This is a genomic window from Amycolatopsis mediterranei (assembly GCF_026017845.1).
Lineage (GTDB): Bacteria > Actinomycetota > Actinomycetes > Mycobacteriales > Pseudonocardiaceae > Amycolatopsis > Amycolatopsis mediterranei.
Genome location: NZ_CP100416.1, coordinates 9,475,318 through 9,491,859 on the forward strand (window position 1 = coordinate 9,475,318; position 16,542 = coordinate 9,491,859).

At 64.1% G+C, this 16,542-nt stretch carries 7 protein-coding genes and 1 pseudogene; 3 read left to right on the forward strand and 5 right to left on the reverse strand.

Going from position 1 to position 16,542, the window contains the following annotated elements:
* Positions 1–30 precede the first annotated feature (30 nt).
* A pseudogene (locus tag ISP_RS48455) lies at positions 31–758 on the forward strand (hypothetical protein).
* Here ISP_RS48455 and ISP_RS42880 read toward each other — a convergent pair.
* The 5 genes from ISP_RS42880 to ISP_RS42900 all read right to left on the reverse strand — a co-directional run bounded on the left by ISP_RS42880 (position 740) and on the right by ISP_RS42900 (position 7,553).
* Positions 740–946 (reverse strand): hypothetical protein, encoded by a 207-nt coding sequence (locus ISP_RS42880; RefSeq protein ID WP_230468990.1) that lies wholly within the window; start codon positions 944–946, stop codon positions 740–742. The pseudogene ISP_RS48455 and the gene ISP_RS42880 sit on opposite strands and share 19 nt — an antisense overlap.
* Before the next feature lie 379 nt (positions 947–1,325).
* The gene (locus ISP_RS42885) at positions 1,326–3,056 is read right to left on the reverse strand and encodes an AIPR family protein (RefSeq protein ID WP_013230031.1); all 1,731 of its coding nucleotides are present in this window, start codon (positions 3,054–3,056) and stop codon (positions 1,326–1,328) included.
* Between the two features lie 25 nt (positions 3,057–3,081).
* Positions 3,082–6,339, reverse strand: a complete 3,258-nt coding sequence (locus ISP_RS42890; RefSeq protein ID WP_013230032.1) for an ATP-binding protein — start codon at positions 6,337–6,339, stop codon at positions 3,082–3,084.
* Entirely contained in the window at positions 6,336–6,971 is a 636-nt protein-coding gene (locus tag ISP_RS42895) for a hypothetical protein (RefSeq protein ID WP_013230033.1), read from the reverse strand. The genes ISP_RS42890 and ISP_RS42895 overlap by 4 nt, the downstream gene beginning before the upstream one ends.
* A gap of 330 nt (positions 6,972–7,301) precedes the next feature.
* On the reverse strand, positions 7,302–7,553 hold the full coding sequence (locus tag ISP_RS42900) for a hypothetical protein (RefSeq protein ID WP_161790926.1): 252 nt from the start codon (positions 7,551–7,553) through the stop codon (positions 7,302–7,304).
* Positions 7,554–8,696: 1,143 nt separating this feature from the next.
* Between ISP_RS42900 and ISP_RS42905 the strand changes: the two genes are divergently transcribed.
* Complete coding sequence (locus ISP_RS42905; protein WP_235190562.1) at positions 8,697–11,798, forward strand: hypothetical protein; 3,102 nt, start codon at positions 8,697–8,699, stop codon at positions 11,796–11,798.
* Positions 11,795–16,498 (forward strand): DEAD/DEAH box helicase, encoded by a 4,704-nt coding sequence (locus ISP_RS42910; protein ID WP_013230035.1) that lies wholly within the window; start codon positions 11,795–11,797, stop codon positions 16,496–16,498. Before ISP_RS42905 ends, ISP_RS42910 begins: the two co-directional genes overlap by 4 nt.
* Positions 16,499–16,542: the final 44 nt, after the last annotated feature.

Below are 16,542 nucleotides of genomic sequence, written 5' to 3' on the forward strand. Positions count from 1 at the left end.
CCCCCCGTCGTGCAGGCCGTCACCGTGATCATGGGCACCGTCGTCGGCCTCACCTTCCTCTTCGGCTTCGGCAACGTCCTCAACCTCGCCCTCCGACTCGGCGTCCCCGCTTGGGTCGCACCGCTGGTCGCACCCGCGGTCGACCTGTCCGTCCTCGGCCGGCTCCTCGGCACGCGGCACCTCGCCCTGCACGACGCCACACCAGAACAACTCCGGCCAGCCCGCCGACTGCTCACCTTCGCCAGCCTCACCACCCTCGCCCTCAACATCGCCGACCCACTCCTCACCGGCGCCTACGGCAGGGCCGCGTTCGACGCCGTCGGCCCCTCCTGCTTATCGGCTGGGCCGAAGTCGGACCAAGCCTGCTGCAGGCCATCAGCACCATCAGCCGCCAGTCGAAGGAGACAACCCACGCGAACGTCGGCGGCACCGATACGGACACGGACGTCACCATCACAAACACCGACACGGCGGCGGCCACGCCGACCGCCATCACCAGACACAGCGAAGGACCTGCCGGTGATGCCGCCAGCAGTCCGGTGGCCATCGCGCCCGACGACGATCTGATTGACCGCGCCCGGCATGAAGACGCCCGACACTGGGCTACCCATCAGCGCCCCATCTCAGCCGAGGCCCTCCGCAAGAACCTGCGCATCAGCACGGCCCGCTCGCGGACGCTCGTCTCGATCGTCCGAGCGGAACGGTCCGGCGACCGAAACGCCACAATGGTGACGGCTGGTCAATCACCGTCGGAATGACCGGATCCCGTCCCGGGTGTCATGCTGTTGTCCCGGCGGCGGCTCGTCGCCCATTCGACAATCAAGGTTGCCAACGCACTGACCGCCTGCTCGTACTGCTCGGCAGTCATCGGCACGGTTTCGATCTGGTCGACCACGTAGTCCCGCCGACGGCGCTCGACCCGAGAATCGTCACTCACGCTGCCCATCATCAGCGGCCACCACAGCATCGAGCGGCATTGGCAGTCACTCGTCTGGGCTACTCACCGCTCGAGATCAAGGCCAGATCGGTGATCACCTGACTTGGGCCAGGATTCCAGCCTGATCGGCACCTCGTCTCGCTGACCTGCAGGTGCGTCGCGGCGGGCGGCCCCCACCGTGCCGAGCAAGCCGATCGCGGCGACCAGGCCACTGGCCCTTGCGCAGCACCGCCGTAGGCGCACCGCGTGCCAGCCGAGATACCGGGCGCGCGCCCGAGGTCGTTGTACAACAGGGCACGCGCCACGGTCGCTAGCGCTAGCGGCGCCGAACACGCCCGACCCCGGTGCCAAAGTCGCACCGGCACCTCAGGCTGGTCGCACCGCGCCCTTAGCGACCGGTGCTGTCCGTCAGCTCCCTACGGACCAGCTCGGCAAACCGCTCGTTACGCACCGCCTCCCCCAACGGCACCCCGGCGGCCCGTTCGGCGTCGATGGCCCGCTGGATCACCGGCAGCAACTCGCGGACGACTAGCTTTTCCGCAGCTTCCGCATTCCAGATTACCTTCAGAATTTTGTCGCACTCCTTCTGCGCAGCTCTACCATTGGGCGGCAGTTTCACCGAACCAACCAGCTTCTGCCGGATCATCGCCATCAAGTGATATTGGGCGGGCCGGTAGCCGCGATTGATACGCTGGTTCCGGATCATCCACTCCAATCGGTACCAGGTTGCCGCGGCCGTGTAGTAAAGGATCGCCGGCTGGCCAGTGACGAACAGTTCAGTACCGCGTGCCTTGATCAGCTCCTGATAGTGGCCTACGCGGGATGATTCGTTCAGGAACATGGCCAGGTACGCGCGGCTGAGTTGGGCGCGGCTGATGACCCGGGTCTTCTCCACGTCCTTGCGTTCGCTGTACTGTTTCGCGCGACGTTCATAGAACAACTGGTGTGGCTTATCCCAGCCGAGGGTGAAAAAGTCCTCCAGCTCCTTGTGGAAGTCCTCCCTCGCAGCCAGGTCCTCGTCGCTGACAGGGGTCTGCTGGTTGGTTGCGGCCACAATACCCTGGATCACATCCTCGTCCACTGAGTGAACGATGTGGACACTGACGAAAACTTGATCGGTGAGCTGATCACGCTCGTGGAACAGCACGTGACAGGTCTGACAGCCGTTCACGATCTGGAAATCGTCCAACACGAAATCGTCGCCGACACGGTCCAGTTTCCGTGTCACGATGGTGACGCCGTTGTTCATCACGGCGAACCTCTGCCGTTTGTCCGGATCCCGCAGGGTGTCCCGAATACCGCTGTTGACCCTGTTGTAGCCCTGGAAGGCGCGCACGTTGCTCTCGAACAGGTTCTCACGCAGCTTTCCCGAGCCGTCATCCAATATGATGCAGACCAGCTCCGGCGCGGCGATCAGCCCGACGAACGACTGTTCAACGCCGGGAGCCGCCGGCACGGCGAACTGTTTCGGCACCGGCAAGGTGACCCGGACGGTGCTGGTCGCCTGCTGGTACAGCGCACGCAACTCCCGCCAGTTCACGCAGCGCACGTCGGTCGTATCGAATCGGTTGAGCTTGTCCAAATGCTTCTCGGCCGACCGCGCCTTGCGGTTGATCATATCCGAGATCTGATCGCCGGTGGTCACATAACGGACGTGCAGTTGCGGCAGTTGACCGGCCAACCGGGCTGAGTTCTCGAACACGACGTCCAAGCAGCCTCGCAGGCTGGCCACGTCGGCGGATACAACGTACGGGATCCCGCCGGACCCACACAGGTGACCAAGATTCTCCGCGAGATCCGAGATCACCTTGGTCTCGAACTTACTGCTGGTTTTGGCCTGGATGATCACCACCTGCACCTGCGGCCGCTTGCGGCTCATCGCCGCCCGCACTTCCGTTGGGTCCCGATACAGGTCCCCGTCGATCAGGACCGCGTACGCGTCGATGCCGAGATCGTTGCCGCCGCCGGTACGGTACGCGTCCGGGTTGAAGGGGTCGTTGTAGTACGAACTGAGCACGCAATAGGCGGCGAACGCCTCGAATGCCTCGGACTCCTGTAGTTCGGTCAGGTCCTGGTCCTGCTGGAAGCCCTTGACCAGGCTCTCGATCACCTTCTCCACGGCGAGTCCACTCCTTGCACAGGCGTCAGTCCTGCCGAGCGCGGGCGATGACTTCTTCGACGGTCAGCGGGCTCGGCGGGTGGTAGCTCAGGCAGATTGGGGTGCGGATCTTCTGGAACGCCAAACCCTCGGCGACGGCGTAGAACTGGCCTGCGCTCAACCGGGAGATGTCCGGCACTGAACTGGATTTCGCGGCTGCCATTTCCTTGGCTGCAGCGACCTGCGGCGGGCTGTTGAGGAAGCCGAAGAACTGTGTGGCGGCGTTGCCGGAAATCCGGTTGTGGATACCGCGTGGCGCCTGCGTGGCGAACACCAGGCCGAGCCCGTACTTGCGGGCCTGCGAGGCCAACGCAAGGGTGCTGTACGTGCTTGCGGTCAGCGAACCGGACGGAGCGATGGTCTGCGCCTCATCCATGACCAGCAGCCCGCCGAGTGGCCGGTCGCCGGCGGGATGCTGCTTGATCCAGGCGAACAGGGCCATCTGGAGTTGGTTGACGAAGCTCTGCCGTTGTTCCTCAGCGGGCAAGCCAATCAGGCTGATCACCGAGATCCGGGCGCGTTTGCCAGCCGCCGGGGTGAGCAGCACGCCCGGGTCCACCGGCTCGCCAACGCCGCCGAACAACGGATCGTTGATCATGGCCGCGCGTAGTGTTTGCGCCATGTCCGCGGCCATTTCATGTGCTTTGGCCAGTGGTGTTACGTCATCGGGCAGGTCACCGAGCAGGTCCAAGAAATGGCTGAGCCCGCCGCCGGCCTCGTACGCGAAGTACTGCAACGCCTGGTTGAGAACGGCGCGGGACCGCTCGGCCTTCGCGGTTGCGCCGTCGGCGCGGGCGCGTGGTGCGAGCGCTGCGACAGCCGTGTCGATGGCCTGGCGGAACTCGTCCGGGTCGTCGGCGACCGCGGCGAAGTCGGGCAGCGGACGGAACGTCAACGGCCGGCCCGTTTCCCGACGGGGCGTCCATAGCACGACGTCGGTGTTGCGAAGGTAGTCGTCGGCGCGGACCGCGTCGTTGGGCCCCCAGGCATCCGGTGGCTGCGGCCACGAGTCGCCGAGCCGGGCCAGATCGTTGTTGGGGTCGAGCACGATCGCGGACACGCCACGCAGCGCACATTCCTCGACCAACCGGCGGATCAACACCGTCTTACCCGACCCAGACCCGGCAAAAATCGCCGTGTGCTTCCGCAACGATTCCAACGCGATCGTCACCGCCGCGCCGGTGTCCATCCGGTCGCCAACGTGCAGTGTCACCGGGTCCACCGTCACCCCACCTGATATGGCCGTGGCAGGGTTGGTGGTGTCCGGGTCGGCCATCGGCCAGGACACATCGGACGGTTGCGGCTCAGGGGTCGGTTCGGGTTCGGGACCCGGTGGCTCCGCGTCATCCGGCGGGTCGCCGAACACCTCGCGCAGCAAGGCGGTGTGGCTGGCCGGGCGGCGACTGAGCAACCATGCGTTGAACTGGGCCGGTGGCTGGGTCGCAGCTAGTCGCTCCAATGCCGCGAACGTGCGGAAGTCGATCTCCAATGTCTCCCTTGGCAGTCGGATCACGACTCCGCCCGCCGTTTCGAATTCCTGGACCTTCTGTCGGGTCTTGCGACCGTTCGACCAATCGCCGGTGCGCAATAGGTAGACTTTACGTTTCGGCGCCACCACGTCCAGGCCGGTGGTATTCAGGACTCGGTCAATCCGGTTGATCACTGCTCGCCCGTCACTCCATGCGATCGCCCGAAACGACCAATAAATCTTGTCCTCGGTGCTCTCGTCCAAGGTCCGTCGCAGTTCGGCGTGCAGGGCAGGATTGCCGGCGGCCATCGTTTCCGTAGGCACCTCGTACTGGAAGCGTTCTTCGCCCTGTTCGGCAACCCACCGATTCAAGGCGGGACACAAGAGGTCCGGTATGCGCTGATCCTCCTGGTACGGGTCGAGCGCCTTGTCGATCTCCGCGATCATGTTGACATCGTTCACCAGGGCCGCCAGCTGTCGGTCTATCTCGGTGAGTGCGCCATGATCGACCGGAACTATTGCAGGCCCCGGTCGCGGCGCGGCTGCGTCAGCGCGGCTCGACTCGGCGAGGCTGCTCAGTTCGGTGACCTCATTCGCGTCCAGACACACCTGGACGTGGGTGTCGACCCGGCGAATGAGGCCGCGAGCGGTGAACCGGACTGCGTCGGCGAACGCCTCCAACCTTATTGGCCAACTCGGATAGGGCGGAACGAAGCCGACCTTTTCGAATTTGAGCGCGAACCGTCTTTCTATGAGCGCCTGCCCGACCGCCGCCACCGGGATGGTGTCCAATTGCTCGGCACGGCGGAACCGTTGCTCGACAGAGCCCGGCGCATAGTCCCGGATGCCCTGCCAGACCAAGTCCATACAGGCTACCAGAACCAGTGACCGGCGGGTGGCTTCGCGCAACTCCATGAGGCCGCTGCCGACATCCTCAAACAGCCGCCGCCTGGGCAATCCCATCGAGTCCGAAGTAGCGTCGGACGCGGCTTCAGATGTGGCGCTGTCGGCTCCTCGTTCCGACTGTTTGATCAGGGTATCGATTTGATCCAGCGCGATCACACTTGGCCCGGTGAGCGCGATCAACTTGAACAGTTCACCGACCATTTCGTGCGATGTCCTAGCATTGGCGCGAAGGCCCCATTCGGCTCGTTCGCCAACTACCGCTTCGCTTTCCGACGAAAGGTAGGCGATGCCGACCTCCCTGGTCGTCACCGAATCGCTGGCCAGCAACGCCAAGGCTCGCAGGGTGTGCCCGCATTCGAATGCGAGCCGCCGATCAACCTGATCCAGCGCCCCTACCATGTCATCAAGTCCGGCCCGGGTTGGTTTGTCCAGTCCCACGAGTTGCCGATGCAAGGATTCGGGCAAATTGAGTTTCCGGGACAGCTCCCGCCGCAGGATGACCCCCTGTTCCAAACCGTCACTGCCGAACTGGAGCAGACCGCTGAGCACGTCGAGCACGACCTTCTGCCAGAAAGATCGTTCGTGCCGTAGTTCAAGGGCGAAGAAGTAGCCGCCTGCCGCGCTGACTCGCTTCCGCACGGTGGCGACGAGATGGGTCTTGCCCGAACCGGGCCGTCCGGTGACGACCACGCCGATCGGGCTCTCCGCGTCACTAGCCTTGGCGTCAGCGAAGCCAGCCATGACCGTCCGCAACGCCCGATCGTTGAGACCGTCGACGTGCGCTTCGGGCTCCGTCCACACGCTTTCCCTGGTGGGCGCCCAGTTGGTCTTGGCCAGTTCCGTCAGTGCGTCGCGTTCGATCGCCTTCATGACTGTTCAATGGACAGCAGGTGCACGTCCTCTCCGCCGGTGCGCAGCGCGGCGGCCCGGTCGGCCGGGGTGAGGGTTTTCTGATTGAACTCAGGATTGAGCCGCACTGACGGTTCCAGGGCTAGCCGCAGAAGGGCGGCGTCCAGGTCGGAACGCGCCACGTCGGCGAAGGCGCGCCGCAGCCGAGTCAGGCTGACACCGGCACTAGGGGCGGTAGCCAATTCGGTGTACGCGGCGCGGATTCGGTCCGTCATGTCAACGGCCGGGGTCGACTCGTCGTCGAGGACAAAGATGTCCGCGATACGCAGGTCGGATCGTGCCATGAAAGCGGCGAACCGGCGGGTCAGCGAGTATTGCAGCCGGGTGGCTTTTGGTGCGCCCTTCGGGGTGGGGCTGCCCAGTTCGTCACCGCAGCGCCGCCAACCCTCGTCGGTCAGTTCGTGCACCCATGCCCGGTATCGACCGGTCTGCCACGCCTTGATGTAGCCCAATTCGATCAGGTGTTGCCTCTCCTCTTTTTTGATCTTGATGCCCAGTTCGTCGGTGAGGTTGGCATTCGACGCCTCGCGGATCAGGGTCATCAGCGCGAGCAGCGCGGATCGTTCCGGCAGGGTGAGGTGCGGGTCCGCCATGGGTCCGAACCTACCTGGATACCGACATGACGGGGAGAGTCGTCGCCGGAATGACGCATTGATCCCGATAGGCCTTGATGCTGGGCATTGACACGAAAGGAGTAACTGGGGACGGGCCGGCGCACGAGCCAACGCCCGGGAGTACACGAACCTGGTCGGCGTTGTCATCGGTCAAGACGGCCTCCCATGCTCCGGGGCCATGCGGGTGGAAGCTCCGTGGCGCCGCACCGTCCTCGGTTGGCTCACCACCCTTCACCGCGACGACGAAGGAGGCGCGGCCTCACCGACGACTAGAGTGACGACGCCGAGCACCTCTACTGCCAAGGCTGGTCACTTGCCCGCATCGGCAACCGCATGCACGTCACCGCCGACACCGTGCGTACGCGGCTCCTCGAACGCGAGGTCACCATGCGCGACACCCAGGCGCCCCGCACCACGGTGACCACCGAGGCAAGTGATGTCCGATGACCCGGCCCGCCGCTGCGCCGCCGACCCTAAAGCCGCCTTCGACACCGTCGCGACCAGGCCGAACGAAGGACCGGCCAGCGATATCGGCAGCCGACCGGTGGCCATCACGTCCAACGACGACCTGGTTGATCGCACCTGGCAAGAAACCGCCCGCCACTGGACCGCCCACCAGCGACCCACCTCCGCAGAGACCCTCCGCAAGAACCTTGCATCAGCACAGCACGCTCACGGACGCTCGTCTCGATCATCCGAGCCGGATGGTCCAGCGACCGCACCCCGCGCACGTGGTAGCAGTTGGTCACTCCACGTCGGAATGACCTGACGTCATGCCGGCAGGCCGACGGGGCTCCCGCCGAGGACGGCGCCTGACGCCGGAATCGTCACTCATACCGCAGAGCCAGGGGCGTCAACACGAACATCGGGCCAGCGCTAGCAGATCACTCGCGGGGCTACAGGCTGCGACTTGCCGCAGCCGTGATCACGTCGTTGTCGCTTCGGACACCGTCCAAAACGCCTCCTTGGGCGCGACGTCACCAGTGCAACGGCCAAGGCTGACCCGCCTGCCGATGTAGGTGAGTCTCGACGCTCCCAAATCCACAGTCCAACTGTCACCTCGCCCCGGAGGTAGTACTACGCCAGCCGGCAAGCCGTCGCCACGGTCAAGGACGTCGTCGGCTGCGCCGTATCGGCTCAGGCAGTTCGACCCACCACCGGTGACCATATGACAGCGATTCGGCAACTAATGGTAACGCTGACCGGCGCACGGACGTTGTTCACCGTGACCCCTCCGGCGGACGCAACTAGAACCGCACTGAGACAAACTCGATCGGCGGGTCACCGACTGTGACATAGGTCGGACGAGCTAGGGAGACGCGTTGATGACAACAGGCGGAGTGGTCCGCGCCGACGCCGCCCCGACGCCGAGCGGTCACAGTGATGCGTCGATGCCGCAGTACCAATCTCGCGAGCCTGTCGAGCAGGTCCGTAACCATGACTGGTACCACACGGCAAGACCGGCTGGGGACTGGCATGACGGGCGTTAGCGCAGGCGGCACAAGGTCCGCGCAGGAGTACCTATCCGATCTTGACCTCAACTGGCGACGACGGCTGAGCCTCGTGTCGCTGGTCGCCGAGGCGCTTGACTCGATCTCCTCGCGCGACTGCGCGACAGCGCTGGAGCTGATCGGCGGTCGGTACTCGGGCCTGGACGGGGCAGACCGACAGCGGCTCCTACGACGGTGGCCGGCCGTGCATGTCGTGACCACCGCGTTCGTCGCTGCCGAACGATATGACCACGCAGGTCTTTGGCCGCACCTTAGATCGTTCCTCGATCGCGACATTGGCCAAGCGTTCAACCCTGAATGGGGTGGAGCGTTCTTGCGCAACCTCGAGCGACTTGGGATGCCGACTTTCGTCGCACAAGGCGATGAAGCGGGGCAACGATACGTGGGCCGGATGCTGTTGCACTGCGGTGTTCCGACCAACTGTCTGGAGAACTACTTCCGGCTGGTCACCGATCGTCGGACGGCGTCGCCGGGGTTGACAGCGGCGGAGTTGCTGGCATGGGTCGCCTCGCGGGCGACGGATCGTCACCTCCACAACGTGGACAAGCCTGTCGAACGTTTCCTGCGCTACGGCGGCGAGTTCGCAGCCGATGTCACTGATCGAGTTTTCGATCTGCTTGATGCAGTATCGGCCGGCGGCGACGGCCTCGATGTGCAACTGCCCGAAAGATTCCGCCTCAAGGCCCTCGAACTCAACGAACGCGGAGAGATTGCACCTGCGGACGTCAGTGTGCCAACGAAGGTACCTGAGGTGCAGCCCCACCTCGTGATCGACCCGTTCGGCCGTGGCGTCCTCCTGAGACTGCCACCAGTCGGTGATGCGCCCGACGGAACCGCGGTCTGGAACGTCGGGCTTGACGCAGACGTTCAGCGTGTTGCGACGAAAGCTCTGTGGCCTGGCGCGAACGAACCGGCACCACAGACCGATGTCGTCATTCCAAAGCCCGTTCGATTGGCGACGGCAGCGCTGTTGGGGAAGGAGCATCTCCAGGCGAACCTTTCCGTCGTTGATGACAACGACCCGGCAATTTTCTTCGGGGAAGATGGCGCCCGCCTGTCTCCTGTCCGCCCCCTCCCAGCGGGGCTCGTGTGGGTCCTGTTCCCGGGCGATGAACCGGACAAGCTCGAAGTCACCGGTGACTTATCCAGACTCTCGGAAAGTCCTCTCTCCCCGGGCTGGTCCGGTTGGTGCCTGCTGCTGGTCGATCTCGCTCGCGCCCAGAGTGTCCGGCTCGCTGGATCCGACGCCGTCCACACTGTTCGCAACCACACTGGGGCTCGGGTCGCAGCGATGGAGTTGACGCTCGGCGTCCGCACGACAACGGGAATGCCAGTGTACGCCGACGTCCCGTCGATCGAGTTGCCGGACGATCTCCGACACGCTGGTTGGCGAGTTGACATCCGCGACTGCGACGGCGAGACGCTCGCACAGTGGAGCACCGAGGACGACAGCTGGAACCCGAACGAGATCTGGGCTCGGCTGCCGCGGCCGCTGTTGGGAACTTTCACCGTGCGTGTTCGAGGCCCATGGGGCCGGGGCGTTACCCGTACGCTCGCCATCGCTGAGGGCCTGTCCGTCAAGTTCGACCCGAGCTGGCGTCGACTCACCGCAGCGGGGTTACAACCGGTGGCGGTCACCGTCGATGCACCGCCTGACCTAACCGTAAGCAGGTCACGAACCGACCTAGGCGAGCGGCAACGTGGTGCCACGGTCCTACTGTCGGCGGGCACTACTGCATGTCGCGTTCAGCTCACACCGCCACATATGTCGGTCGCCTATGAATCGAAAGCTGGCGCGTCGATGGCGTCCATCCGGCCGGTGACGCTATTCGGCGAGGATATCCGCGAATCTCCCGGTACATTCATTGTGAATGTCGGCGTCTCGGCCGACCCGACGCTGCACGTGCTAGGAACGACCGGGCTGCTTCAAACCCTCGCTCCAAGCGTCGGTCGTAACGGTGTCTACCGGTTCAATCTCGCCCAGCTCGCAGACACGATCGCCGCCCACCCACACGTCCGGCTGTGTCTCAGTGCGGACGGTGCACTGCAGGTCGCGGTAATCCGACCGAAGCGGCTCTATCGCGAGATCACCGCCCATGAAGGAACCCTGATCCTGAGCCAATCCGTCGAGTTCGACGGTCTCATGGCACTCGTCTACTCCTTGCGTGCCCCGTGGCGCGAGGCCGAGGCTCTTCCCGTCGTCCACGGCCGGGCTGCACTTCCCCGCTGGCTGTGCGACGCGGGCCCGGTGATCGTCACCGTCCGGATTGACGACGCGTGGGTGCCGGAGTCCGTGCCGGACTGGCCAGCACGAGGAACAGCTTCGTTCGTCGACGCTGACGGTTGGCTCGCGGAGGACGATCCGGAGGAGAACGCCCTTTCGGCATACCTCGCCGGCGTGCGCCCGTTCCCTGAACGCATCACTGACTTCAGCCGACTGTGGTCGGTACGCGGACTCATCGGCGCCCTCGCCCTAGGTGATCGCGTGACAGCCGTCAGCAGAGCCATCGATGCGGCCGTCTACTCCTCCCCTCGCGACGCCCTTCTCTCGCTCACCGCGTCGAAAGCGCCGGGGTCATCAATCTCGTCTCTGCTCATCGAATCCGGCTTGGTGCGGGCAAACCTCATCGCGGCGCATGACGACCGGGCTCCCGAGTGGTCGGTCCGTGGTGCACTGCCTGCCGCCTTGCTCTCAGCCGCCGACGCAGGGTGGTCTCGAGAAGAAATCGACGCGGCAGCCACCGTGTGCGGCGCTCAGGTGACCGAGATCCTCGCAGGCAAAGATCCAGTCGCTACCGCGGGACGGCTGGACGCGGCAGCCGATCTGTACGACGAAGCCTCGGCCATGCGAGAAGCGTTCGTGCGTCAAGCAGGACTTGTGCCGCACGGCTTGCTCAGCGGCGACTCCCGTGTGATCGGAACGATGGACCTGGTGAGGGAACGCAAGGACCCACGGCTGCATTGGCTCATCGCCAACTCGCGAAAAATCTACGAAGAGATGACTCGGCTGCTTCGGATAATCAATGACCCGACCACCACGGCTGCCTTCGACGCACGCCGCCACGCCACGGCGATCTCGGGATGGCGCGTGGTGCCGTCCCTGTCCTTGGGATGCGCGCTCGCCGCGCGGCACGCCGCCCGGGGCCACGGAGTTGCTTCAAGTTGGCTTGAGCGGCAACGGCGCTGGTGGAGCGACCTAGGCGAGGTCGTACCCCAGCTAGTGGCAACTGACCTGATCCTTGCCGAATTGCTCGTCGCCAGCATCTCCGCCCGGAACTCTGAGGTAGCCAAATGACACGAAGCATCGACGCCGTCGCAACATCAGCACAGATCAAGGCGACATACCGACGCTATCTGCAGTCACTTCTGGCAGTCCGAGACCCGCTGCTCGACGCAGCGCTACGGCGGGCGATCGACACAACTAGTCTCCTCGACAAGGGCCCCTATCTCGAGGCGACCCCGCCGTATGCTCCCGGAGCCACGGCTCACGAGCTGATCGACGAGGGCGTTCTCGCATCCGGCTTCACGCGGCTCGCCAGCAACGCGATGCCAATGGATCGACCGCTCTACGTGCATCAGGAGCGCGCCATCCGCAAGGTTGCAGCTGGGCGCAATGTGGTCGTCGCAACGGGAACGGGTTCGGGCAAGACGGAATCGTTCCTGCTCCCCATCCTGGATCGGCTCGTGCGGGAAGACGCAGAGGGAACCTTAGGCCCAGGCGTCCGCGCGCTGCTGCTCTACCCGATGAACGCCCTGGCCAATGACCAGCTGAAACGTCTGCGCCAGCTCCTGGCTACCTACCCGGCAATCACGTTCGGGCGCTATACCGGCGACACCGAGCACGACCCGGTCAAAGCTCGCGAGCGCTTCGGCGAGCTGAACATCGGTGAGCCGATCCTCCCGAACGAACTCTTGAGCCGTACAGAGATGCGAGCGACGCCGCCACACTTGCTGCTGACGAACTATGCGATGTTGGAGTACCTGCTCCTGCGCCCGAGCGACCTGCAGCTGTTCGGCTCCGGGGGCACCTCTACATGGCGCTTCATCGTTGTCGACGAAGCGCACGTCTACGACGGTACGCAGGGCGCCGAGATCGCGATGCTTCTGCGCCGCGTCCGAGACCGAGTCGCTCCGGGTTCCGCCCTTCAATGCATCGCGACATCCGCGACCGTCGGCGGCGATTCCGAGCCGTCAACAGTGACCAAGTTCGCGTCCAGCCTGTTCGACCAACCATTTGAGTCGGTCGACGGCGACCCGTCGAGGCAAGACTTGATCACCGCCGAGCGGCTCCCAGCTCCGGAAGGCCCATATTGGGGACCGCTCACGGCAGCCGACTACATCCGGCTCCTCGACGAGCCAGACCACGATGCGGCTATCGGCGCGCTCGCGAGCAAAGCTGGATTCTCTTCGAGCCCCGGTGCGGGTGCCACTATCGCGCTGAGCCACGAACAGGCTCTCGCAACGCTCCGGTCGACGCTGGCCAGCGGTCCGAAGAGGTTCGATTCGGTTGTAGAAGCTGTATTCGGCAAAGATCCGCACGGGCCTGCCGGGCTCGCCGCCGCGGTCAAAGTCGCGAGCAGCCTCAGGAACCAGGACGGCACCGCAGTTCTTTCCGCTCGATATCACCTGTTCCTGCGCGCGACTGAGGGCGCCTTCACCTGCCTGAGCCCCAATGGCCCTCACGTGCATCTCGCGCGTCACGACCTGTGTCCTGAATGCGACACCCGAGTATTCGAGCTGGGGTCCTGCAAGCGATGCGGCGCCGTGCACATCGTGGGCTCATCGGAGATCGTCGACGGCGTCATCCGCCTCCGTCCTCGCAAGGCCACCGAAAAGGGCACATGGCTCGTACTCGGTGATCAGCCTGAGCTGATCGACGAAGACGAAGAAGCAGTAGCTGACGAGGGTAGAGGGGTCACGGGAAACAACGCCAAACTCTGCGCCAAATGCGGTTCGCTCAACGACTCGCGCGCTACCGCTTGCGCTGACCGAAGCTGTAGAGCCAGCGACCTAAGGCCGGTGCGGCGCCTCAATCAAAAAGGTGACGAAATCGCCGGCTGCCTCGTCTGCGGAGCACGGGGTGCTGGCACCGTACGTATCTTCGAGACTGGCGCGGACGCCAGCGGAGCCGTAATCACAACGTCGCTTTATCAATGCCTTCCACCGGGATCGGACCCAAGGGAAGCGGATCTCCCGGGCGAGGGGCGCAAGCTGCTCGCGTTCAGCGACAGTCGCCAGGCGGCCGCCTACTTCGCCCCCTACCTCGAAGACTCCTACCTGCGCCTCCAGCGCCGGCGGTTGATCTCGCAGGGATTGATTGCTTCCGGCGCAGATGAAGAACCGGTCGGCATCGAGGACCTGAGTTTCGAAACGAGGAAGGCAGCCAAGCGCACCCGAGTCTTCCCTGGTCGACTGACCGCCCAGCAGGAACTCCGCCAAGTCGCACCATGGGTCATGGCTGAGGTCCTCGCCACCGACGACCGTCAGTCGCTAGAGGGGCTTGGCTTGGCAAGCATCGCCCTGTACCGCGACAGGTCTTGGCAAGTCCCGAAGCCCCTACTGGATCTTGGTCTTGGGCCCGGTGAGGCATGGGCCTTCCTGCAGGAACTCGTCCGAACACTCCGTCAACAGGGCGCGGTCAGCATGCCCGAGGACGTACCGCCCAACCACGAAATATTCGCACCTCGCCTCGGGCCGATCCGCGCCCGCCTGTCTGGACCTGAATCAGTTCGCAAGGTTTTGTCCTGGCTGCCGGGGAAAGGAACCAACCGTCGCGTTGACTACACCCGCCGAGTTCTCACAGCCTTGAACGTGGACACCGACGCGATCGCTCTCTTGAAGGGCATTTGGGCGTTCTTAACCAATCCGAATTCGCCGGTGGACTGGCTTCGGTCATCGACGGAACATGCGCTGGGCATCGCCTACCAGGTAGACCACGAGTTGCTGAGACTAGTGTGGGTTTCCGAACGAAATCCAGTCCATCAGTGCACCACCTGCCGGCGCATTTCCCCATTCACCGTGCGTGGCGTCTGCCCGGCATTGAGCTGTGACGGCACGCTGGCGCCGTTCGTTCCACTAGATCTGGACGACGATATCGACCACTATCGATCGATCTACAGGTCGATGAACGCCGTGCCGCTGTCCGCAAAAGAACACACCGCGCAGTGGTCGAACGTCGAGGCGGCTTCCATCCAGCAAGACTTTATCCGCGGCCGCGTCAACGCACTGTCATGCTCGACGACGTTCGAGCTCGGTGTCGACGTAGGCGAGCTTCAGGCAGTGATGCTGAGGAACATGCCGCCGAACACCGCCAACTACATCCAGCGGGCTGGCCGAGCAGGCCGACGCTCCGGGTCAGCTGCGCTCGTGGTGACATATGCGAATCGACGTAGCCATGACCTGACGCATTTTGCCGAACCGGAGGTGATGATGTCCGGTGTGATTCGAGCACCATACGTACCGCTCGTCAACGCCCGGATCAATCGTCGGCACGCACACTCGGTGGCGCTGGCCGAATTCTTCCGCTGGTACTTCGCGTCGACGAACAAGATCGAGCGCACTGCTGGCGGATTCTTTTTGCCTGACGAGAGTGCGCCCACGGTCAGTTTGATCAAGGGATTTCTCTCCCCAGTGCCAACTGAGATCACCAAGTCCCTGATGCGGATCCTGCCAGCGCAGATCGCGCATGAGCTCGGCGTCGAGAGCGGGATCTGGGCGTCGCACCTCATTGATCTTCTGGAGGACGTCCGCCGTGAGCTCGCTGCGGACGTGTCGGAACTCGAACACCTGCGTGATGAGGCAGCGGAAGCCAAGAATTTCCAATTGGCCGAGCGATACCAGCAAGTCGGCAACACGCTACGTCGACGAGACTTGCTCGGCTTCTTGGCCAACCACAACGTCCTTCCCAAGTACGGCTTCCCCACCGACAGCGTCGAGCTTCGAACTGCGTTCGGCCTAGGCAAGCATCTCGGGTCGAGCCTCGACCTGACTCGCGACCTTTCAGCCGCCATCCATGAGTACGCACCCGACGCTACCCTTGTCGCCGGAGGAAAACTCTGGACATCACGCGGAATCTACCGACTTCCTGGCCGAGATCTCGAAGAGTTCAACTACTACGTCTGCAAACGATGCGGCGGATTCCGACAAGCGGTCGCGGATGTCGACACGACCTGCTCCTACTGCGGAGCTGCCGCAGAGGCGACCCCCCGGAAGCTCACGATTCCCGAGTTCGGATTTGTCGCTGACAAGGAGCCGAAGAACCCTGGACCGCGGCCGCCAATGCGCTCGTGGAGCGGGGCTACTCACATCCTTAAGCATCCGCCCGAGGGCAAGACCCGACAGCTCCGGCTCCCGGGCGGATCCGCGAATGTTCGAGTCGGTCCCCGGGGACGGCTGATCGCTGTTGCCGACGGGCCAGGAGGCCGTGGGTTCTGGATCTGCGACTGGTGCGGTCACGGTTCCGCTCGCGTCGCCAGCCCGCAAAAAGGTCCGGCGCACAAGCATCTCCTCCGAGACATCGACTGCAACGGGCCCCAGCACCCGCTCGATCTCGCTCACTCCTACGAAACAGACCTCCTGACGCTGGATCTCCGGGTCGCTGGATTCGTCGGCAACCAGGACGCATGGCACTCAGTGCTCTACGCGATCGTCGAAGCTGCATGCGAAACGCTCGAGATTGGTCGCGACGACATAGGCGGCTCACTCACTCCGACTGGGATCGATCGCTGGGAGATCGTCCTTTTCGACGCCGTGCCCGGCGGAGCAGGCCATGTCCTCATGATCGAGCAACGCCTCGAAAGTGTTTTCAACGCCGCCCTTCGACGTGTTAGCCTCTGCGACTGCGGGCCCGAGACTTCGTGCTATGGCTGCCTGCGCAGCTACAGCAACCAGCGGGAGCACGATGTTCTGTCACGGGGAGCTGCTGAGCAGATACTTCGCCGACTGATCGATGACACCGGTCAGATTGACGCAAAATTCGCCCTCCGTCCGATCTGAGGGGTCGTGAAACCCGAATTGGCTCATAGATTCGGGTGGCATGC

What these genes read in the sequence shown, in the direction of transcription:
- ISP_RS42910 (WP_013230035.1), top strand. Translation starts at nt 11,795, where the DNA reads ATGACACGAAGCATCGACGCCGTCGCAACATCAGCACAGATCAAGGCG.
- ISP_RS42880 (WP_230468990.1), bottom strand. Translation starts at nt 946, where the DNA reads ATGGGCAGCGTGAGTGACGATTCTCGGGTCGAGCGCCGTCGGCGGGAC.
- ISP_RS42895 (WP_013230033.1), bottom strand. Translation starts at nt 6,971, where the DNA reads ATGGCGGACCCGCACCTCACCCTGCCGGAACGATCCGCGCTGCTCGCG.
- ISP_RS42890 (WP_013230032.1), bottom strand. Translation starts at nt 6,339, where the DNA reads ATGAAGGCGATCGAACGCGACGCACTGACGGAACTGGCCAAGACCAAC.